This window comes from Flavobacterium branchiophilum NBRC 15030 = ATCC 35035, assembly GCF_002217205.1.
Classification (GTDB): domain Bacteria; phylum Bacteroidota; class Bacteroidia; order Flavobacteriales; family Flavobacteriaceae; genus Flavobacterium; species Flavobacterium branchiophilum.
The window spans coordinates 49,417-69,286 of sequence record NZ_MUGT01000027.1; the positions used below are offsets into that span (position 1 = coordinate 49,417).

Here is a 19,870-nt window from a genome sequence, read left to right on the forward strand (position 1 = left end):
GAAGTCGAAAATTCAAAAAATAAAGAGATTAAAATGGAAGAGCATAGCACATCATTAGACATTAGAGCCATCAACGAAAAAATCGAAAGAGAAAGTGCTTTTATCGATTTGCTTACTATGGAAATGAACAAAGTAATTGTAGGACAAAAATACATGGTCGAACGGTTGTTGATTGGACTTTTAGGACAAGGTCATATCTTATTAGAAGGGGTGCCTGGATTGGCCAAAACATTGGCCATCAATACCCTGTCTCAAGCCGTGCACGGCAGTTTTAGTAGAATCCAATTTACGCCAGATTTGTTGCCTGCCGATGTAGTGGGAACAATGATTTACAACATCAAAGACAATGCTTTTTCTATCAAAAAAGGGCCTATTTTTGCAAATTTTGTACTTGCCGACGAAATTAATCGTGCACCAGCCAAGGTACAATCGGCCTTGTTGGAAGCCATGCAAGAAAAACAAGTTACCATTGGCGATACTACCTTTAAGCTAGAAAAGCCATTTTTAGTTTTGGCCACACAAAACCCTGTCGAACAAGAAGGGACTTATCCGTTGCCCGAAGCACAAATGGATCGTTTTATGCTTAAAACGGTTATCGATTATCCAAAAATGGAAGACGAACGATTAGTGGTGCGTCAAAACCTGAAAGGGGCATTTGAAAAAGTGAATGCCGTAGTATCTGTGGAACAAATTTTAAGAGCTCAAAGTGCTGTTAGAGAGGTATATATGGACGAAAAAATAGAAAAATACATCCTCGATATTATTTTTGCAACCCGCTACCCCGAAAAATACAAACTCGAAAGTTTGAAGCCCTTAATTAGTTTTGGAGCTTCGCCTCGTGGCAGCATCAATTTGGCAATAGCCGCAAAATGTTATGCGTTTATCAAGCGTAGAGGCTACGTAATTCCAGAGGATGTGCGTGCAGTAGTTCATGATGTATTGCGTCATCGAATAGGAATTACTTATGAAGCCGAGGCCGAAAATGTAACCTCGGTAGATATCATCAACAAAATTGTAAACGAAATTGAAGTACCTTAATTTTTTGTTTCAAATATAAAGCTTCAAGTTTAAAAAAAAACTTGAAACAAGGAATACCTGAAACCTGAAACCAAGCAGCAATGGAAACAAAAGAGTTACTGAAAAAAGTTCGCAAAATAGAAATAAAAACCCGACGATTGAGCAATCACATCTTTTCGGGCGAATACCATACGTCGTTTAAAGGCAAAGGAATGACTTTTGCCGAGGTACGTCCTTATCAATATGGCGACGATATTAGAGCTATCGATTGGAACGTAACGGCCCGCTACAACGAAACACACATCAAGGTTTTTGAAGAAGAACGGGAACTTACTATGCTATTGATGGTAGATATTTCTGGTTCTGAAAGTTTTGGTTCCAAAAACCAATTTAAAGAAGAAATTGTTACCGAAATAGCCGCAACAATGGCTTTTTCGGCTACACAAAACAACGATAAAATTGGACTTATTTTATTTTCTGACCAAATAGAGCTGTATATTCCGCCCAAAAAAGGCAAATCACATGTGTTGAGAATCATCCGAGAGATGATTGAATTTGAGCCCAAAAGCAAAAAAACCAACTTGGCACAAGCACTTCAATTTTTGTCGGGAACTCAAAAAAAGAAGGCCATAGTGTTTTTAATCTCAGATTTTATGTCTCAAAATTATGAACACCCCCTTAAAATTGCCAGCAAAAAGCACGACATTACAGGGATTAGAGTATATGATGCCCGAGAAGAAAAAATGCCCAATTTGGGTGTAGTTGCCATGCAAGATGCCGAAACGGGTGTTACCCAATGGATAGACACAAGTGCCCAGTCGGTGCGGTTGAATTATGAAAAACACTACCATGAAAATGTACATTTTTTTAAAGATACTTTTAGAAAATGCGGTGCAGGCACTGTTCAAACTAGAGTTGATGAAAACTATGTTACCAAATTATTAACGTATTTCAAATCAAGGTAAAATTGATCCATTACAAATTGGTTTTGCTATTTTTATAAAATGAAACAAAAATTATCCTTATTAATGCTTTTTGTAAGTACTATTTTGTTGGCACAAGACAAAATGGCTACTTCCATAGATGCTACCCAAAAAAAAATTGGAGCACAATTCAATATTACGCTCAAAACTACGGTCGATACGGGAACGGTAGTTGTTTTTCCTAAAGACAAAAAATGGGGTTCGTTTGAAGTAATTCGGGTTTATGTAACCGATACCATTCAAAAAGATGCTCAATATGAATTGATAAAAAAATATGGACTAACCCAATTTGACTCAGGACAATATGTTATTCCAAAAATGAAAGTATTGATCAACAACAAACCCTTTTGGACAGACAGCCTCAAAGTGAAAGTTGCCGATGTTGTTGTAGATACACTCAAACAAAAAATGTTTGACATCAAGCCCATTGCAAGTCCTGAATCAAACAACAAAAACTGGTGGAAGTGGCTCTTGGGCCTGCTGCTCATTGGGGGCATTGTAGCCGCAGTGTATTATTTTATCAAGAAAAAACAAGCACAAAAACTAGAAAATGTGGGGTATGCTTCGCCTATTGAAAAAGCTATTGGCGAACTCAAATTGCTAGAAAAGAAAGGACTTTGGCAGAAAGGCGAAATCAAAACCCATTATAGCGAGCTAACAGACATTGCCCGAGAATATATAGAAGAGGTCATGGAAATTCCAGCCAAAGAAAGTACTACGGCAGAATTGATTTTGGCACTGAAAAAGGAAACAAAAACTAAAAAATTAGCCCTTTCAAAAGAAACAATCCTTGGTTTAGAAAAAGTGTTGAAACAAGCCGATTTGGTCAAATTTGCAAAAGTGTTGCCCGATGACGATTTTATTACCGCCGATCAGCAACGCATAGAAAACGTGATTATTGCAGTACATCAATCGATTCCAACCGAAACCCCTTCGGAAACAGATCATTTGGACAACAACATTCAAAAAGAAAAATTACAAAGAAAACAAAAAATCAAACGCATTGTCATCTCTGTATTGGTAGCTATAATGTTGCTTTTTGCAACAACCATTTATTTTATTGCCACCCGAGGATTTGATTATGTAAAAGACAATGTGATTGGACATCCAACCAAAGAATTATTGGACGGACAGTGGGTATATAGCGAATATGGCATTGGCAATGTAGGGCTAGAAACCCCAAAAGTGTTGCAACGCATGGACATTAGCAAGCTTATTCCAAAAGAAGTTTTGGACATAACAAAAGACGGTTCCATGTTTGGATATGGTAGTTTACTCGATAGTTTTTATGTATTGGTAACATCTACGGCCTACAAACAAGAAACGGAAATGGATTTGAAAAAAGCTATCGAAGGTACTTTGCAATCATGGCAAGCCGTTGGGGCACAAAATATTGTTCAAAACCAAGAAGACTTTCAAACCAAACAAGGAGTTCAGGGTGTAAAAGCCACTGGAACAATGGAAGTTATGGATCCTGTGTCTAAACAAAAGCAAAATACGATTTTTGAAATTATCGTTTTTAAAGAAAATGGAGGCTTTCAGCAAGTGGTTATTGTACACAAAGGAGGCGATATGTATGGCAATCAAATTGCAAACAGAATTATAGAATCTATCGAAATCAAAAACACAAAATCATAATGGAAAAAGTAACTTTTTTAAATCCAGGTTTCTTTTGGTTGTTTTTGCTTTTGCCATTTGCCATAGCTTGGCATTTTTGGAAAAAAAATCAAAATGCACCAACGCTAACGGTAAGTGCTATCAAAGGTTTTGAAGGGAGTACTACGCTAAAAATCAAGCTCAGACCAATATTAATAGTCTTGAGAATGTTGGCTTTGAGCGCCATTATCATTGCTATGGCCCGTCCACGAACGGTGGACATTAGCAATCAAACCAAAATTACAAAAGGGATAGACATTGTAATGGCCATAGACGTGTCGGGTAGTATGCTGGCCAAAGACTTGAAACCCAATAGGATGGAAGCACTAAAGGACGTTGCCGAAGGATTTGTATCCAACAGACCCAACGACCGTATTGGGCTAGTAGTATATGCCTCTGAAGCTTATACCAAAACACCCGTAACAAGCGACAAAGCCATTATACTAGAAGCCATCAAAGGCATAAAATACGACCGTGTGCTACAAGACGGAACAGGAATAGGTATGGGACTAACCACTGCCGTAAACCGACTTAAGGACAGCAAAGCCAAAAGCAAAGTGGTGATTTTATTGACGGATGGTGTAAATAACAATGGATTTATAGAACCCGAAACCGCATCAGACATTGCCCGAGAATTTGGCATAAAAGTATATACTATTGGTATTGGCACCAATGGGAATGCCGAATTTCCGTATGCTATTGCTCCAAATGGCACTTTCTTGTTTAGAATGATGCCTGTAGAAATAGACGAAAAACTATTGAAAAGTATTGCCAAAAACACAGGAGGCAAATACTTTAGAGCCACAAGCAACAGCAAGCTCGAGGCCATTTATAACGAAATAAACAAACTAGAAACAACCGAAATTGAAGAGCTGAAATTTTATGATTATGATGAAAAATTCAGGCCATTTGCATTATTAGCCTTTATGGCATTAATTGTAGAATTTGGTTTAAGAAAAACAATTTTCAAAAGTTTTATTTAACAACGTAATGCCATCAAAGCGACTGTTTTTTTAACATAAAAAAACAATAAAAGATAAAGTAATGTACGATTTAGACGAAAAAAAATATTTTTATTTGTTGCCCATCATCTTGATGTTAGGGGTCTTGTTTTTCTATAATCAAATATGGAAAAAGAAAAAGCAACAAGAATTTGGCGATTTAGATTTAGTTCAAAAATTAAGTCCAAACCATTCGCAGTTTAAACCCATCCTCAAATTTGTAGTTTTTAGCATAGCCCTACTTTGTTTGGTTATTGCGCTTGTCAATCCAAGGATTGGTACAAAAATGGAAACCGTAAAACGAGAAGGTATCGACATAGTGTTTGCATTAGACGTTTCAAAAAGTATGCTTTGCGAAGATATTGCTCCAAACAGGCTCGACAAAAGCAAACAATTGGTATCCCAAATTATTGGGCAATTGGGCAACGACCGTATAGGAATAGTGGCTTATGCGGGCAGTGCTTTTCCTGTTTTGCCTATTACAACAGATTATAGCGTTGCCAAAATGTTTATGCAAAGTGCCAATACTGATATGGTATCGTCTCAAGGAACATCATTAGAAGAAGCCATAAAACTAGCATCAACATTTTATGACGATAAAAAAACCAGTAAATTATTGATTCTTATTTCTGATGGTGAAGACCATTCTGAAGGGGCCGAAGCCGCTGCCGAAGCTGCCAACAAACTTGGAATGAAAATTATTACCATTGGCGTTGGTACAGAAAACGGAGGAAAAATTCCTTTGAAACAAAACGGTGTGTTACAAGGATTTAAGAAAGACAATCAAGGAGCCGAAGTAATAACCAAACGCAATGTAGCAGGATTAACCAAAATTGCCAAAGCCACAAAAGGAGGCTACGTGGACGGCAACAACACCAAAGAAGTTTTAGAATACATCAAAAATGCGTTGAACAACATACAGAAAACAACATTTGAAGCCACACAAATGGCAGAATTTCAGGCCCAATTCCAATGGTTTTTAGGTATTGCATTGGTATTGCTTTTTGTAGATGTTTTCTTTTTAGAAAGGAAAACAAAATGGATAAAAAACCTGAATTTGTTTAATGAAAAATAATTTGATACACATGAAAAAACAAGCAAAGATAATATTGTTGCTCACATTTACCCTGTTGCTAAATAGTATAAGTGTGTGCGCACAAAACAAAGATATTACCACAGGCAATGACTTGTTTCAAGCCAAAAAATATACAGATGCCGAAGCCAATTATCGATTGGCAAACAGCAAAACAACACAAAAAAACATTCCTACATACAATTTAGGTAACGCAATTTATGTTCAAAAACAACATGGCGAAGCTAAACTAGCATTTAATAAAGCAGCCAAAACCGCCAAAGTATTTCCAGAAAAACACAATGCTTATCATAATTTGGGCAACGCTTGTATGCAAGAAAAAAATTATGAAGAAGCGGTAGAAGCTTATAAAAATGCCCTTCGGAATAATCCAAATGACGAAGAAACCCGATATAATTTTGCATTGGCAAAAAAAATGAATAAAGAACATCCCAATCAAAATAAAGACAAAAACAAAGACAAAGATAAAAACAAAGACAAGAAAGACGATAAAAAGCAAGGCGACCAAGACAAAAAAGACAATCAAGGCGACCAAGATAAAGACAAAAAAGACGGTAAAGGCAACGACAAAAAAGACAACAAAGGACAAAACCCAGACCAAGGCGAGCCAAAAGAAAAACCAGGAGAAATATCTAAACAAAGGCTTCAAAACTTGATGGAGGCCGTAAACAACGAAGAGAAAAAAGTACAAGACAAAGTCAATGCACAAAAGGTAAAAGGCAAACCAAAACAAACAGAAAAAGATTGGTAGGAAGCTTTGTATTAGAACAAGAATGAACAAGTAAAAATGAAAAAATATTTATTAATATTACTTATATGTAGTCAAAGTATTTTGGCTCAAATGCAATTTGAAGCTAAAGTATCGAAAACCACACTTGGAATCAACGAGAATTTGAGGGTTGATTTTTCGATGAATTTTGATGGAGACAATTTTGTACCCCCAAATTTTCAGGCAGATGGTTTTCGGGTGGTTGGCGGACCAAGCCAACAGGTTAGTCAAACTTGGGTAAATGGAAGAGGTACTTTTAATAAAGCCTATTCCTATTACTTGTTGCCCCTTCAAAAAGGGGTTTTAACATTAAAATCGGCCACGATCGAATACAACGGGCAAGTGTTCAAATCGAATCCCGTAAAAATTACAGTTACCAACGCCGTGCAACGACCAAGAGACCCAAGCGAACAGCCGCAACTGTCGGCAGACACAGAGTTGCACTTGGTAGCCGATGTTTCTAAAACCAATCCTTATATCAACGAACCCATAACGGTGGTGTATAAATTGTATTTTAGTAACAATATTGGAATTACCAATTTTTTGGAAGCCAATAAACCAAAATACAATGATTTTTGGAGTCAGAATATCGAAATCAAAGAGCTACAATTAGAACAAGCCAAATTCAAAGGCGAAGACTACCGGTATGTAGTGTTGAAAAAAGTAGTTTTGTATCCACAAAAATCGGGCAAACTCGAAATAGAGCCACTTGCTATTGATGTAGATGTGCAATTACCAACCAATAGGCGTAATATTTTTGGTCAAATAATGATTGTCGAAGATCAAAAACGGGTGTCGGCAGGTAACAAAGTGATCAACGTTAAACCCCTTCCTGAGGCAGGCAAACCTATTGATTTTACGGGTGCTGTGGGGCAATTTGCCTTTAAAGTAACGCCATCTAAAACGAGTTTGAAAAGTGGCGAAAGTTTGAATTTGAATGTAAGTGTATCGGGCAAAGGCAATTTGAAATTGTTTTCGTTGCCCAAACCAGTTGTGCCAACCGCCCTCGAAATGTATGATCCAGAACACACCGAGAACATTACCACCCCTTTGAGTGGCATGACGGGCAGCATTACAGACAAATATGTTATAGTACCCCAATTTAAAGGCAAATATCCTGTAAAACCAATGACTTTTTCCTATTTTGATCCTAGTTCGGGCACCTATAAAACCCTTACATCGCCCGAAATTATGGTAGATGTACTCGAAGGACCAGAATATGTATCGACTACTCCTGTTGTAGGAATTGGTAAAGCCAATAAGGTAAAAAATCTAAAAATGATAGACAATTTGACCAAAACCCAATGGATTTCTACAAAACGAAACGACTTTTTGGGTTCTGCAAAATGCTATTTATTTTTGCTATTGCCATTGCTAATGATTCCAATTATTATTTTCTTGAAAAAGAAGAAAGAAGCTTTAGACAGCGACATTGTGGGCAATAGAATCCGAATGAATCAAAAATTGGCCAAAAAATATTTGTCGCAAGCCAAGAAACAATTGCAAAACAAAGCCGCTTTTTATATTGCATTGGAAAAAGCCATGCACAACTTTTTGAAAGCCAAGCTGCATCTTGAAACAACCGAAATGAGCAAAGAAAACATCGAGGCTTTGTTGCTGGGCAAAAGTGCAAATCCCGAAACGGTAACTGCCTTTTTAGACCTTACAGAAAATTGTGAAATAGCCCGATATGCTCCATCATCTGCTGCTAGTATCCAACAGGATTATGATAGAGCCGTAATGATTATCAGCGATTTAGAAAAACAATTGAGTCAATCAACCAAACAATAATTGTACAAAAAATTAGACATCATCAACATGAGATATTGTATCCTAATACTATTATTTTACTTACCATTTGCCACAGCACAAAATAACTTTGAGTCGGGCAATGTGCTGTATAAATCAGGGCAATACCAAGCCGCTTTAGAGGCTTATCAAAATATTTTATCGACACACAAACAGTCGTCTGAACTGTATTTTAATATGGGTAATTGCTATTATAAACTCAACCAAGTGGCACCTGCTATTTATTATTATGAAAAAGCATTGGTGCTAAACCCCAAAAATGCCGCTGCCGAAAACAATTTGCAACTGGCCCACAAACTACAAATAGACGACATTAAGGACGTGCCAAAAGTGGGTTTTGCAAAATTGCTTCAAAACCTAACGGGAACATTTCATTACAATACTTGGGCTTGGATAGCTGTGGGCTTTAGTGTTGGGGTGTTGTTGTTTTTTTGTTTGTATTATTTTTCAGAAAATACCACATTCAAACGATTTTTCTTTGTTACAATGGCCTTGTGTTTGTTGTCCATTTTAATAAGTTTAGGATCTGGAATATATGAAAAAAACGTATTTGATAATGACAGGCCAGCCATTATATTTGCGGCATCTACTGGGCTCAAAAAGACCCCCACAGCCAACTCCAAAAATATAAAAGTGCTGCACGAAGGCACAAAAGTAATGGTGTTTGAAACCCAAAATAATTTTCAAAAAGTACAACTAACCGATGGTACAAAGGGTTGGCTTTTAAAATCAGACATCAAAGAAGTAAAATAGCAAACACAGAAAAACCCTTAAAATCAGTTACTGATTTTAAGGGTTTTTATCTAATACCAAATATATTTTATATGTATATTTGGTATAATATTGTGAAATAATTTTTTTTGAGGCAAAAAAAGCCTCAAAAAAGGATTTCTACTGCTATCCCTAATGCACTAAATAATCATTCAGCCATACAAATATAAAATGGCTTAATCCAGTTTGCCAGCGGCTTCTAAATTGCGTTCAATTTTATGTTCGGGTCTGGTCCATTTTGGTTTTTCGCCCAAAGGTTGAAATTTAGAATCTTCTGCTTCCACTGTTTCAGGTTGCATGACTTTGATAAACGGCTTTTGAGGCACAAGACCCAGAGTTTCAAACATTTTCATGTCTTCGTTCACATCAGGATTTGGTGTTGTCAAAAGTTTATCGCCTGCAAAAATAGAATTGGCTCCCGCAAAAAAGCACAAAGCCTGTCCTTCTCTGGACATATTGGTTCTACCAGCCGACAATCGTACTTGAGTATGAGGCATGATGATGCGGGTTGTGGCTACCATACGAATCATTTCCCAAATTTCAACAGGTTGTTCTTCTTCCAAAGGTGTACCTTCTACGGCCACAAGAGCATTTATTGGCACCGATTCTGGCTGAGGATTTAGAGTGGACAAAGCTACAAGCATGCCTGCACGGTCTTCGATGCTTTCGCCCATTCCAATAATACCACCGCTACAAACCGTTACATTAGTTTTACGAACGTTTTCAATCGTTTTAATTCTATCGTCAAAAGCCCTAGTCGAAATAACCTCTTTATAATAATCTTCGGATGTATCCAAGTTGTGATTGTAGGCATATAAACCCGCTTCGGCCAAACGTTGTGCCTGATTTTCGGTAAGCATACCCAAAGTGCAACACACTTCCATATCGAGTTTGTTAATGGTTCGTACCATTTCTAGCACTTGGTCAAACTCGGGGCCATCTTTCACATTTCGCCAAGCCGCACCCATACACACCCTAGACGAACCACTCGATTTGGCTCTCAAAGCTTGTGCCTTTACTTGCGAAACCGACATCAAATCGTTGCCAGCAACCCCCGTATTGTATCGGGCAGCTTGTGGGCAATAGCCACAATCTTCTGGGCACCCCCCTGTTTTTATAGACAAAAGTGTAGAAACCTGCACTACATTTGGGTCGTGGTGTTGCCTATGAATGCTGGCGGCTTCAAATAACAAATCCATCAAAGGTTTGTTGTATATAGCAATTATTTCTTCTTTGCTCCAGTTGTGTTTGGTAGTTGTCATAAATCATAATATAAGGCTTCAAAATTAAGGAATTACAATTACTTTTGCTATAACTTCAATCATTTTTTTTAAAATGAGGTTTTTTGTTGCTTTATTTTGAAAAATGAGGAGCAAATAGGGCTAAAGAAAATTAACGTTTAAGCTCTTGTACTAAAGCTCTTAAATCGTTTATTATGGCATCTTTTTCAGCAATACGTTGTTCAAATGATTCTATGAGTTTTTCAGATATTTGATTGAAAACAATGCCGTTATTAATTCCGGTTTTATTTTTTTGATTCAGAGTAAAATGTTCCTGCGATAAAAGTTCGTGCAGTTCAATATTATATATTTGAGCTATTTTTTCTAAAGTTTTCAAATCTAGGGTACTTTCATTTCGTTCATACCTTTCATAAGTAGATTTTGAAATCTCTAACATTTCTGCGATTTCATCAGTAGAATAACCTTTTGCAGCCTTTAATGCTTTTAATTTTTTACCTATTTGCATAAAAATATAATTAATTAACGATAAAAATATAAAACATTTTTAATACATTTGTCAAATATGACAAAACAAATATCAAATATGACATAAAAAACATCATTTTTGACACCTTTTTTCTTCTATTATTGTATATTTTTGAGATATAGTTTTAATAAATAAACTATTCAATAGCTACGAATTGAAGGATTTGTCTCTTCAGCCCAAAGAAAATTTAAAGATGAATAGGAGCTCTTTTTTGCCAATAAAAGAAAAAAGAAACAAACATTTATTAATTAAAATTTTAAACCAAAATGAAAAAATTATTATTAGGCTTAATTGCCACGTTTATGTTATCAACATCTGCATTAGCGGATAATTGTTTATTAATGTGGAAGGATGCTTCTGGTCGTTGGCATACGGTTCAGGTACCTTGTGAAAATATTAAAGTGATAAAAGTAGCATAATAAAAAAATGTTTGAGACTGTTAAAAAGAAAATTAATTTTATAAATAAATGTAACTTTTTAACAGTTTCTTTTGCTATAAATAATAATTATAAATAAAAACCAATGAAACTTAGCTTAATACTTTTTTTTTCCTTAATTTATATTAATGGATATACTCAAAGAAACAATATTTGTGGGAAAGTTGAATATCAAGAGTATTATCAACAAGATGAACCACTTTATTATATATTACAATTTTCTGAATTGGAATCAATTTATGAAAGTTTATTTAAAATAAAAGAAGAAGGAACAATAGAAACAATAGGAGGTATAATACAGCCTGAAATTAAATCAATTTATTATAATAATTTAAAAGAAAAAGAGTTAATATTTCAGGAAGGAATTGCCTTTCGAGAAGTAATGACAATTGATACTATTAAGGCATTAAATTGGAAAATAGAAACAGAAACAAAAGAAATTGGAAAGTATCTGTGTAATAAAGCCACAACAAAGTTTAGAGGAGTTGATTATGTTGTTTGGTACACTAAACAGATCCCTGTATCATTTGGTCCTTGGAAGTTTAGAGGATTGGAAGGTCTTATACTTGAATGTTATGACATTAAGAATATGTATCATATACAGGCTAATAAAATAACAATAGAAAAAAATTGTACAAATGTTATAAAAAAAATTAATAAAAAAAATGCAATAAGTTGGTACGAATATATTGAACTTAAAAAAAATGAAGATAAAGATATTGCAAATTATTATAATTCATTATATGCTTATCCGTTTGTATTCCTAAAGTTCATTCCATCTATGATTAACCCCAGCAATTAGTAGTCTTTCCATAGGATTGTTAAAATGTCTTCTATTAAATTTATAGCAAAATTCATTTAGATAATTCTGAAGAAAGTCAGCATCTATTCTATGATGAATATCCAATAATAACCTTTTTGAGTTACTTATTGCTTTGTGAACCCAAGGCAAAATTTTGTTTATTTCCTTTTTATTGACTTTCTCTCCAAAATGCTCTATTGTTGCTGATATTTTATTGTATGACGTAGAATCATCTGTTGTTACTTTTGTTTTTGGTTCAACAAATTTTTCAATTTTTTTGTTTATAGTTTCCGTTTTCAAATTTGTAATAACTTTCATTTTTAAGTATCCTGCTTTCTTACTGGGTCTATGCTTGTTCTCATTTTTAGAATTCTCCTCAGATTCAATCATTACTAAAACTTTAGTTTGTCGCTCACTTCCTCTACCTCTTTTTAGATTATCTTCTTTTGAAAAATTTATATTAACGGTTTCAAAAAATCCCTCATCTAACTCAATAGCATTTGTTAATTTATGCTGATCATCACGCAATCCCATAACTGATCGTATCTTGTGCATCATTGCCCAAATAGGTTCATATCGTTTATGTCCTAATTGACGTTGCATTTCTTTAGCTGAGAAACTTTTCTTAGTGCATGTCAGTAAATGCATTGCTATAAACCAATACTGATAAGACAATTTACTGTTTTCCATAACAGTTCCTGAGCGTAAAGTGATTCTATTTCTACACTTTTTACATTCATATTGATCACGGTCTTGTTTCCAATAATGTGTGCTATTATTACACTTTCTGCAAACAACCCCTTCTTTATCTCGAATTTCTTTGAATTTATTCTTACAACTCTCTTCGTCTGGATATACTTTATAAAAATCTAAAATATTCATAGGGAAATTTTTCTATAAAATTAAGTTATTTTTATTAGGAAAACAAGCGGATAAGCATAATTCATTATTAGGTAGAGGTAGTAATGTTGAAGTAAGCTCGGGAGATAACGGTTTTAGCAGAGAAATATTATTTATTGATGAAAAAAAATAGTTTAAGTTTATATATTGTAATATTTTTATTTAGTAATTTATTATATTCTCAAGTTACTATCTTTGGGGAGATTAAAAACAGCGAAGGGAAGGTGTTGGAAAATGCCAGTGTTTTTCTAAAATCTTATGACAATTCCGAAATTTATCAAAGCACATACTCTGATAATTTAGGTAATTATAAACTAGAATTCAACAAAATTGGAAAATTTATAATTAATTTTACATTATTTAATTACGAATCAAAATCAATTACAATAGAAGTAAATTCAACTAAATTTTCTTTAGGGAAAAACATTATTTTGGTTTTTAGACCATTAAAATTAGAAGAGGTTATCATCAAATCCATTAGACCTATAACTACAAAAAAAGATACGATTATTTTTAATGCAAAATCTTTTTTGCAAGGAAACGAACAAGTGGTAGAAGATCTGCTAAAAAGAATACCTGGATTGAATATTGATACAAATGGTACTATAAAAATAGGTAATCAAGAAGTTGAAAAAGTAATGATGGATGGCGATGATATGTTTGAAAAAGGATACAAAATACTTACAAAAAACATGCCTATAAACCCCATTGACAAAGTAGAAGTGATACAAAATTATTCCAATAACAAACATTTAAAAGGTATTGAAAATAGCGAAAAAGTGGCTTTAAATCTTACAATTAAGGAAGATGCCAAACGAGTTTGGTTTGGCAATATACTAGCTGGATATGGGTTAGTTTCTGAAAACAGATATGAAGTGAGAAGCAATTTGATGAACTTTGGCAAAAAAAGTAAACATTATTTCTTAACCAATTTCAATGATATAGGTGTTGATGCTGTTGGAGATATCAATCACTTAATACGTCCTTATAGATATGATGAACCAGCAAGTATTGGCGATGACCAGGTAGCCAATATATTATTAAGTTTAGGTTTTGATAGACCAAATCTTAAACAAAAAAGAGTCCATCTCAACAATGCCGAAATGTTGTCTTTAAATAGTATTTTTACACTATCAGATAAGGTTAAACTCAAAACATTAGGCTTTTTAAACACCGATGAAATTGATTTTTTTAGAAATAGTTTTCAAACTTTTGCAGTTGGAACAACTTCATTTACAAACACCGAAGATTTTTACGGTAGAAAAATGCAATTAACGGGTTTTGGGAAAATAGATTTAACTTACGACATGTCAAAAACTAAAACCTTTGAATACACGGTGAAATTTAACAAAACCAACGAAAAAAATAGAAGCGATTTGTTGTTTAATAATGATATACTAAATGAAAGATTAAATGCAAACAACCAACTGTTTGACCAAAAAGTAGTTTATACAAACAAGTTTAAAGATAAACAAGTATTGATGTTATCTGGAAGATACATCAACGAAAAAACACCACAAAATTATTCAGTAAATCAATTTATTTTTAATGATTTGTTTACAAATAATGCTAACAACACCAATCAATTTAGCGAAAATAAAATGCAATTTGCAGGACTTGAAGCTCATTTGTTAAACAAAAAGTCAAATGGTGATTTGTTTGAAATTAAAATGGGTTATCAACTACGAATTGACGCTTTAAATACTCGTTTTGAATTGTTACAAAATGCAATTAATTTAGCTCTTCCAAATGAGTATCAAAATAATTTAACTTACACTACAAATGATATGTATTTGTCGGTTAAAAACCGTTTTAAATTTAAGAAAATATCTTTATTAATACAATCAGATGCCCATCAATTGTTCAATCAATTAGAAAATTTTAATGTAAGATTAAAACAAAATCCGTTTTTTGTAATGCCAAAAATTGGCTTAGATTGGACAATTAACAACAAAAATAAAATCCTCACTTCCTATTCTTATAACACAACAAATGCTGGGGTTTTAGACGTATATTCGGGTTTTGTTCAAACAGATTTCCGTTCATTTTCAAAAGGTTTAGAAGCGTTCAATCAATTAAATTCCTCAAGTGCGGTTATAAATTATACCTTTGGAAGTTGGGGCGACAAATTTTTTGCCAATACTTTTATCTTATATTCCAAAAATAATGACTTTTTCAGTACGAGTTCTAGTATTGGTCAAAATTATTCACAATCTGAAAAAATAATCATCAAAAACCGTGAATTTTTATCTATTTCAGCAAGCATCGACCGCTATTTTAAGCCCGTAAAAGCCAACTTAAAAATCAATTTAGGAGCTACCAAAACCAACTTCAAAAACATTGTAAACAATTCTAGTTCAAGAGAAGTTAAAAACTTCAATGCCGATTATGGTTTTGAATTACGTTCGGGTTTTCGAGGATTTTTTAACTATCATGTTGGATCAAAATGGAACTATAATGAAGTTCAAACCACATTAAAAAACAACTTTACAAACAATATGAGTTTTTTAGATTTGTCTTTTATATTTAGTAATGCTTTTAATATTCAAGTGCAATCAGAACGATACTTTTTTGGAAATTTAGATAACAATAATAATAAATATTATTTTTTAGATTTAGAAGCTCGATATGTGTTTAAAGAAAACAAACTAACTTTTTTCTTATCTGGAAATAATCTTTTTAATACAAAAACATTTAAAAATTATAGTATTTCAGATGTCAATATCACACAAACTACATACAGGTTATTGCCAAGATATATACTTTTGAAAATGGAATACAGATTTTAATAATATCAACATCAATAAAATAAAAATAAAATGACAAACAACAACCGAAAATTTTTTGTAGAATTGGTATTACTAACAGTAATTATTTTTTTGTTTTTATTTCAACATGGTACAAAGACTCGTTTTTTGACAGCGATGGTATTCGGATTTTTTCGATGGTTGCCTTTGGGATAGCAGTAGATTTGTGTATATATGCTTATAAAAATAATTTAAAATAAACCCTATATCAAATGAAAAAATCCATTATCATTTTGTTAAGTATTTCGAGTGGTATTATTCAGGCTCAAAAAGCCCGTTTTTTTACGGGGGTTTCGACTTATTTGGATACCAAATTGGACCGTTCTAGCTATGTCAAACTGGGGCTTGGCACAGATTATCGGATAAACCACTGGCTGGTGCCCGAACTGGAAGCCAATGTGTATTTTGGAAGCTTACAAACCCAAGAAAAAACCAATGCTCAGGACCTTTTAATCCAATCTTTGGACAGAGATTTTAGGGCTTTTGGCTTGGCTTTTGTTCCCAAAATTTGTTTTGGAGGCTCGGAACTAAAAACCCTCAACAAAGGTTATTTCCAAATTTTGCCTCGTTATAGTTTGGCAAAAATTGTTGCAAAAGGCAATCTTTTTTCTCAAAACCCCTCCAATCCTGCGGCAGGGACTACAAACGAAACTTTTTCATATCAAGAGGTACAACACAGTTTTGGGCTAGGAATAGGCTATTATACCCAACTCTCTAGCCGAAACTCCGATGGCTTGGCTTTCAATTTATATTATGACCGGATCAACTTTGGAAACGCAGTGTCTAATCTAAAGTATAGCAACACGCCTGTTACCATCAAAAATGCTTTTGGCATTGGTATTCAATATTATATAGGGTTTTCTAAAAAAAAATAGCGGCACAAAACCGCTATTTTTTTAAAGTTTGAGATACGTTACAAAGTATCCACATTCGGCAATTACCTCTTTGTAATAGGCTGTATGGGCATAATTGGTTTTCAAATTTTGAAACCCTTTCCATGCCAAAAAGTGGATGTTGTCCTCTTTAACTTCCCACCATTTATCAATGTAGTAATATTTTTGATTGTAATAATCATTTCGTTCACATTTGGCCAAAAGGTATTGGCACTTGGCTTTTTGTTCATCGGTTTTGGCATTAATAAAGGCCAATTCATAATATTTTTGGGCCAGATTTGTATTAATAATTCTTTTCTTGATGTTGTCTCTAAAATCATAAGGAGCAGCCCCCGTTCCATTGATGTTGCCTTCATAAAAAATGCGACCATTGCCATAGTATGAAATATTATAAAAAGCATTGCCTAGCAACAATGCATTAGTATATACATCTTGTTTTTTGGTCAAATTTGTTTGCATCGTTTTGATCAGGTTTAAAAACGCAAGTTGGCTGTATTTCTTTTTTTGATAGGCATTAAAATCACAATCATGGCAGTCTTTGATATTGCCATTAAATGGATTAGCCAAAAATGCGATGTCTTTTTTGTTTATTGCATGTTGCATCAAATCAATAGCTTCTTGAATGCGGTTGTCCCATGTAGCTTGTATGGCTTGATATTCGTTGATGTCGGAAAAATTAACAGTATATATTTGCTCCCCAATTTTTTCCAAATCGGTTTTTTGCAATTTTTCCATAAAAATTTTCATGTTTTGTAGTTGTTGGGCATCGTCATAAAAAGGAGCTTGTCTGTTAAACAATTCTGCCATTACAAGATTGTTTTGCTGTTTGAACAAAGCCGATACATAATTTTTACTCCATTGACTTGCCTGTTGGTAACGAAAATTTTCGATGTTCTGTTTGGGCAATTCAAAATACAACCAGTTCAAATCAGCTATAATTGATGCTTCCTTTTCGGGGTTCAATTCATTTATACTACTCAATTGGTTTACAAATCTGAGCAATCTCAATTGGTTCTTGACCAAAGTAGTTTGCGGAATATTTTGACTTGCTTTGTCCAATAGCCCATTGGCAAGTGAATAGTTTTCGTTTAAAGTAGCCAAATAACCCGCAGCCATTTGCCACATATAGGGTTTTGAAATATTATTTTCGTCGGCTATTTTCAAAACCAATTGATAAGCCTTGGCATTAATGTTTTGATGAATGGCTTGTTTGTTTTCGGAGAGGTTTTTGGAAGTGAAATCGACTTTCAAATGCTGCTCCTGAATATTGATCAGTCGGCTCAACAAATAATCCAAATGGGCATTGTGAGGGTCTAGTTTGTAAATATTTTCAACAGCATTTATTTCGTCACCATAATAGCCAGCCACCGCCCAAAGCGCTGCTTTTTCTTTAGCGTTTTTAGCCATTTTTAATGATCCAAAAAAATCTTCTTGGTTTTGAGGATGAAAACAATAAGCCGCAACTACCCGCAATTTTGGACATTTATCAAAGACAATGCTGTATAAATAATTAGATTTCACATAATTTTTTTGGCGGTATTCTATGCCTGCCACATAAGACAAGGCTCTGTAATACAAGGTGTTTTTGGGTACTGTAAATGCAGTTTTTTCAAAAAAAGCAATGGCTCTTGAGGGGTCTGTACTATAAAAATGAGCTTTGATGATTTGAAACCAATACCTATTTCTTACAAAATCAGAGTTGGCAGTTTGGAATTTGTTTTCCAACAATTTTACCAAATCAGCATCATTTAAGGTTTTTACGGGTGTTTTTTCATAATACCACGAACTTGAATCTGTTGAAAAAGCTTCTATTTTTTTTGCAAAATACAGAAAAGTAATAAATTCTTTGGTTTTTTTTCCTACGATGTCTATTTTTGAACGCCATTTGTTTGCAACAGGATTGGTTCTATTCACATTGAAAAAGTTATTCAATATTTCTACATCTACCAAGCTCGAATCTTTCAAAAAATGTTGTACCATTTGGGCCTTCATTTCATGGCCCAAATACTGTTTCCAATCTGTTAAAATTTCGTCGTCAAATCGGGTATTGTGTTGATTATCATATCCTATTTTATAAAATACATCCAAAGACAAGTTTAAAGGAGTGTAGGATTCGTCCACAAATGTTTCTGGAGTAAAATTGGAATCAAAACCCCAACCCCAATCGTCGCCATAATCTGAACAAGCATAAATATAGCCATAAATCATTAATAAGCTACTAGTACATACGATGAGCCAGTTTTTGGTATATGTTTTTTTCATAATTAATTGTATTTTTTTCATCCAAATCATAAAAAATAATCTCTTTTGGTTCAAAATGTTGGTTTTTTAAATCCGCAATCATGTTTTCCAAATCGTTTTCTGTAATTTTTTCTATTTTCAAAACATCACCCGAACGATAAAAACGACCATTTTGATATACAGATTGTTTAATGGTATAAAAATGCGGTTTTATTTTTACAAAATTACTATCTTTTTCTATATCCTCATCATTTATTTTGTTTATTAATCCAATTATTTTACCGTCTCTGATTTGAATGCCCCACGAAAAGATAGGCAGAGCCAATCGAAGTTGCAACGGATAGGTATCGAGATGTTGTATGTATTTTTGTGCTACTTTTTGGTTATAAATAGAGTTTTGCTCGTCGGGAGCTATTTTGCCCATATTATAATACATCAAAACACCTGAATTTACACCTGGTATTTTGGTTTTTTTGTAATATTTTACTTGGTGTAATCGAATAGTGGCCGATAGGGATTGATGGGATATTTTTTTGAAAGCTTCTATAAACGCCAAATAATTTTCTTTTGTTTGTAAAGTCCAATCACAATCCAATTGAATTTCATGACTTGTGATGGCATTTTTTTGATTGATTTGATCGATAAAATCAAAGGTTTTACGGGCCAATGCCACTACATCTGGTTGGTTGATAAACACCTTGTTTTGAATATACACTACGGGTACAATGTCATAATTGTTTGTAGCCGTTTGAAAATGTATGGGGCTTTCTGGGTAGCAAACTTGTTTGTCTGATTTTACCAAATCAAAATATCGAACATACAGTTTTTTTACATTATTTTCGTGCAAGGTCTGCTGTTCTGATTCCGATAGTCTGAACTGTGTTTTCCAATAATAAAATGCCACTTGAGGCGGCGTTGGGTTTG

The 19,870-nt window shown here is 33.9% G+C and carries 17 protein-coding genes; 12 read left to right on the forward strand and 5 right to left on the reverse strand.

What is annotated here, in order from left to right; genetic code table 11:
- The first annotated feature begins 33 nt into the window (after nt 1-33).
- From B0A58_RS03705 to B0A58_RS03740, 8 genes are all read left to right on the forward strand, one after another.
- Nucleotides 34-1,038 (forward strand): AAA family ATPase, encoded by a 1,005-nt coding sequence (locus B0A58_RS03705; RefSeq protein WP_014085341.1) that lies wholly within the window; start codon nt 34-36, stop codon nt 1,036-1,038.
- Between the two features lie 80 nt (nt 1,039-1,118).
- A complete protein-coding gene (locus tag B0A58_RS03710; RefSeq protein WP_014085340.1) occupies nt 1,119-1,982 on the forward strand; it encodes a DUF58 domain-containing protein in 864 nt (287 codons plus the stop codon).
- 39 nt (nt 1,983-2,021) lie between these two features.
- On the forward strand, nt 2,022-3,638 hold the full coding sequence (locus B0A58_RS03715; RefSeq protein ID WP_165766286.1) for a hypothetical protein: 1,617 nt from the start codon (nt 2,022-2,024) through the stop codon (nt 3,636-3,638).
- Nucleotides 3,638-4,639 carry a vWA domain-containing protein gene (locus tag B0A58_RS03720; protein WP_014085338.1) on the forward strand — a complete coding sequence of 334 codons (1,002 nt, stop codon included), beginning with the start codon at nt 3,638-3,640 and terminating at the stop codon, nt 4,637-4,639. Before B0A58_RS03715 ends, B0A58_RS03720 begins: the two co-directional genes overlap by 1 nt.
- Nucleotides 4,640-4,700: 61 nt before the next feature.
- Nucleotides 4,701-5,732, forward strand: a complete 1,032-nt coding sequence (locus tag B0A58_RS03725; RefSeq protein WP_089079937.1) for a vWA domain-containing protein — start codon at nt 4,701-4,703, stop codon at nt 5,730-5,732.
- Nucleotides 5,733-5,742: 10 nt separating this feature from the next.
- Complete coding sequence (locus B0A58_RS03730; RefSeq protein WP_089079979.1) at nt 5,743-6,501, forward strand: tetratricopeptide repeat protein; 759 nt, start codon at nt 5,743-5,745, stop codon at nt 6,499-6,501.
- Nucleotides 6,502-6,537: 36 nt separating this feature from the next.
- A complete protein-coding gene (locus tag B0A58_RS03735) occupies nt 6,538-8,310 on the forward strand; it encodes a BatD family protein (RefSeq protein WP_089079938.1) in 1,773 nt (590 codons plus the stop codon).
- A 27-nt stretch (nt 8,311-8,337) separates the two neighbouring features.
- Nucleotides 8,338-9,081 (forward strand): tetratricopeptide repeat protein, encoded by a 744-nt coding sequence (locus B0A58_RS03740; RefSeq protein ID WP_014085334.1) that lies wholly within the window; start codon nt 8,338-8,340, stop codon nt 9,079-9,081.
- A 194-nt stretch (nt 9,082-9,275) separates the two neighbouring features.
- Here B0A58_RS03740 and bioB read toward each other — a convergent pair whose 3' ends face one another.
- Together bioB and B0A58_RS03750 are read right to left on the reverse strand one after the other, a co-directional pair.
- Nucleotides 9,276-10,361: a biotin synthase BioB gene (gene bioB / locus B0A58_RS03745; protein ID WP_089079939.1), complete on the reverse strand. Its 1,086-nt coding sequence runs from the start codon at nt 10,359-10,361 to the stop codon at nt 9,276-9,278.
- A 130-nt stretch (nt 10,362-10,491) separates the two neighbouring features.
- Nucleotides 10,492-10,845 (reverse strand): helix-turn-helix domain-containing protein, encoded by a 354-nt coding sequence (locus B0A58_RS03750; RefSeq protein ID WP_089079940.1) that lies wholly within the window; start codon nt 10,843-10,845, stop codon nt 10,492-10,494.
- Between the two features lie 287 nt (nt 10,846-11,132).
- Here B0A58_RS03750 and B0A58_RS16380 point away from each other — a divergent pair, with 287 nt between their 5' ends.
- Nucleotides 11,133-11,285, forward strand: coding sequence for a hypothetical protein (locus B0A58_RS16380; RefSeq protein ID WP_165766287.1), 153 nt, complete (start codon nt 11,133-11,135; stop codon nt 11,283-11,285).
- Between the two features lie 103 nt (nt 11,286-11,388).
- A complete protein-coding gene (locus B0A58_RS03755) occupies nt 11,389-12,105 on the forward strand; it encodes a GLPGLI family protein (RefSeq protein WP_089079941.1) in 717 nt (238 codons plus the stop codon).
- Here the strand turns inward: B0A58_RS03755 and B0A58_RS03760 are convergent.
- Nucleotides 12,067-12,987, reverse strand: coding sequence for an IS1595 family transposase (locus tag B0A58_RS03760; protein WP_089079942.1), 921 nt, complete (start codon nt 12,985-12,987; stop codon nt 12,067-12,069). The two genes, B0A58_RS03755 and B0A58_RS03760, sit on opposite strands and share 39 nt — an antisense overlap.
- A 137-nt stretch (nt 12,988-13,124) precedes the next feature.
- Here B0A58_RS03760 and B0A58_RS03765 point away from each other — a divergent pair, with 137 nt between their 5' ends.
- Together B0A58_RS03765 and B0A58_RS03770 are read left to right on the forward strand one after the other, a co-directional pair.
- Nucleotides 13,125-15,794 carry a TonB-dependent receptor gene (locus tag B0A58_RS03765; RefSeq protein ID WP_089079943.1) on the forward strand — a complete coding sequence of 890 codons (2,670 nt, stop codon included), beginning with the start codon at nt 13,125-13,127 and terminating at the stop codon, nt 15,792-15,794.
- A 230-nt stretch (nt 15,795-16,024) separates the two neighbouring features.
- Complete coding sequence (locus B0A58_RS03770) at nt 16,025-16,687, forward strand: hypothetical protein (protein ID WP_089079944.1); 663 nt, start codon at nt 16,025-16,027, stop codon at nt 16,685-16,687.
- A 21-nt stretch (nt 16,688-16,708) separates the two neighbouring features.
- Here B0A58_RS03770 and B0A58_RS03775 read toward each other — a convergent pair whose 3' ends face one another.
- Together B0A58_RS03775 and B0A58_RS03780 are read right to left on the reverse strand one after the other, a co-directional pair.
- Nucleotides 16,709-18,967: a hypothetical protein gene (locus B0A58_RS03775; RefSeq protein ID WP_089079980.1), complete on the reverse strand. Its 2,259-nt coding sequence runs from the start codon at nt 18,965-18,967 to the stop codon at nt 16,709-16,711.
- Nucleotides 18,924-19,850, reverse strand: a complete 927-nt coding sequence (locus B0A58_RS03780) for a hypothetical protein (RefSeq protein WP_243389440.1) — start codon at nt 19,848-19,850, stop codon at nt 18,924-18,926. Before B0A58_RS03780 ends, B0A58_RS03775 begins: the two co-directional genes overlap by 44 nt.
- Nucleotides 19,851-19,870 lie beyond the last annotated feature (20 nt).

Bases quoted from the DNA above. Each gene is read 5' to 3' on its own strand.
- B0A58_RS03705 (WP_014085341.1), top strand. From the start codon at position 34: ATGGAAGAGCATAGCACATCATTAGACATTAGAGCCATCAACGAAAAA.
- B0A58_RS03710 (WP_014085340.1), top strand. From the start codon at position 1,119: ATGGAAACAAAAGAGTTACTGAAAAAAGTTCGCAAAATAGAAATAAAA.
- B0A58_RS03715 (WP_165766286.1), top strand. From the start codon at position 2,022: ATGAAACAAAAATTATCCTTATTAATGCTTTTTGTAAGTACTATTTTG.
- B0A58_RS03720 (WP_014085338.1), top strand. From the start codon at position 3,638: ATGGAAAAAGTAACTTTTTTAAATCCAGGTTTCTTTTGGTTGTTTTTG.
- B0A58_RS03725 (WP_089079937.1), top strand. From the start codon at position 4,701: ATGTACGATTTAGACGAAAAAAAATATTTTTATTTGTTGCCCATCATC.
- B0A58_RS03730 (WP_089079979.1), top strand. From the start codon at position 5,743: ATGAAAAAACAAGCAAAGATAATATTGTTGCTCACATTTACCCTGTTG.
- B0A58_RS03735 (WP_089079938.1), top strand. From the start codon at position 6,538: ATGAAAAAATATTTATTAATATTACTTATATGTAGTCAAAGTATTTTG.
- B0A58_RS03740 (WP_014085334.1), top strand. From the start codon at position 8,338: ATGAGATATTGTATCCTAATACTATTATTTTACTTACCATTTGCCACA.
- bioB (WP_089079939.1), bottom strand. From the start codon at position 10,361: ATGACAACTACCAAACACAACTGGAGCAAAGAAGAAATAATTGCTATA.
- B0A58_RS03750 (WP_089079940.1), bottom strand. From the start codon at position 10,845: ATGCAAATAGGTAAAAAATTAAAAGCATTAAAGGCTGCAAAAGGTTAT.
- B0A58_RS16380 (WP_165766287.1), top strand. From the start codon at position 11,133: ATGAAAAAATTATTATTAGGCTTAATTGCCACGTTTATGTTATCAACA.
- B0A58_RS03755 (WP_089079941.1), top strand. From the start codon at position 11,389: ATGAAACTTAGCTTAATACTTTTTTTTTCCTTAATTTATATTAATGGA.
- B0A58_RS03760 (WP_089079942.1), bottom strand. From the start codon at position 12,987: ATGAATATTTTAGATTTTTATAAAGTATATCCAGACGAAGAGAGTTGT.
- B0A58_RS03765 (WP_089079943.1), top strand. From the start codon at position 13,125: ATGAAAAAAAATAGTTTAAGTTTATATATTGTAATATTTTTATTTAGT.
- B0A58_RS03770 (WP_089079944.1), top strand. From the start codon at position 16,025: ATGAAAAAATCCATTATCATTTTGTTAAGTATTTCGAGTGGTATTATT.
- B0A58_RS03775 (WP_089079980.1), bottom strand. From the start codon at position 18,967: ATGAAAAAAACATATACCAAAAACTGGCTCATCGTATGTACTAGTAGC.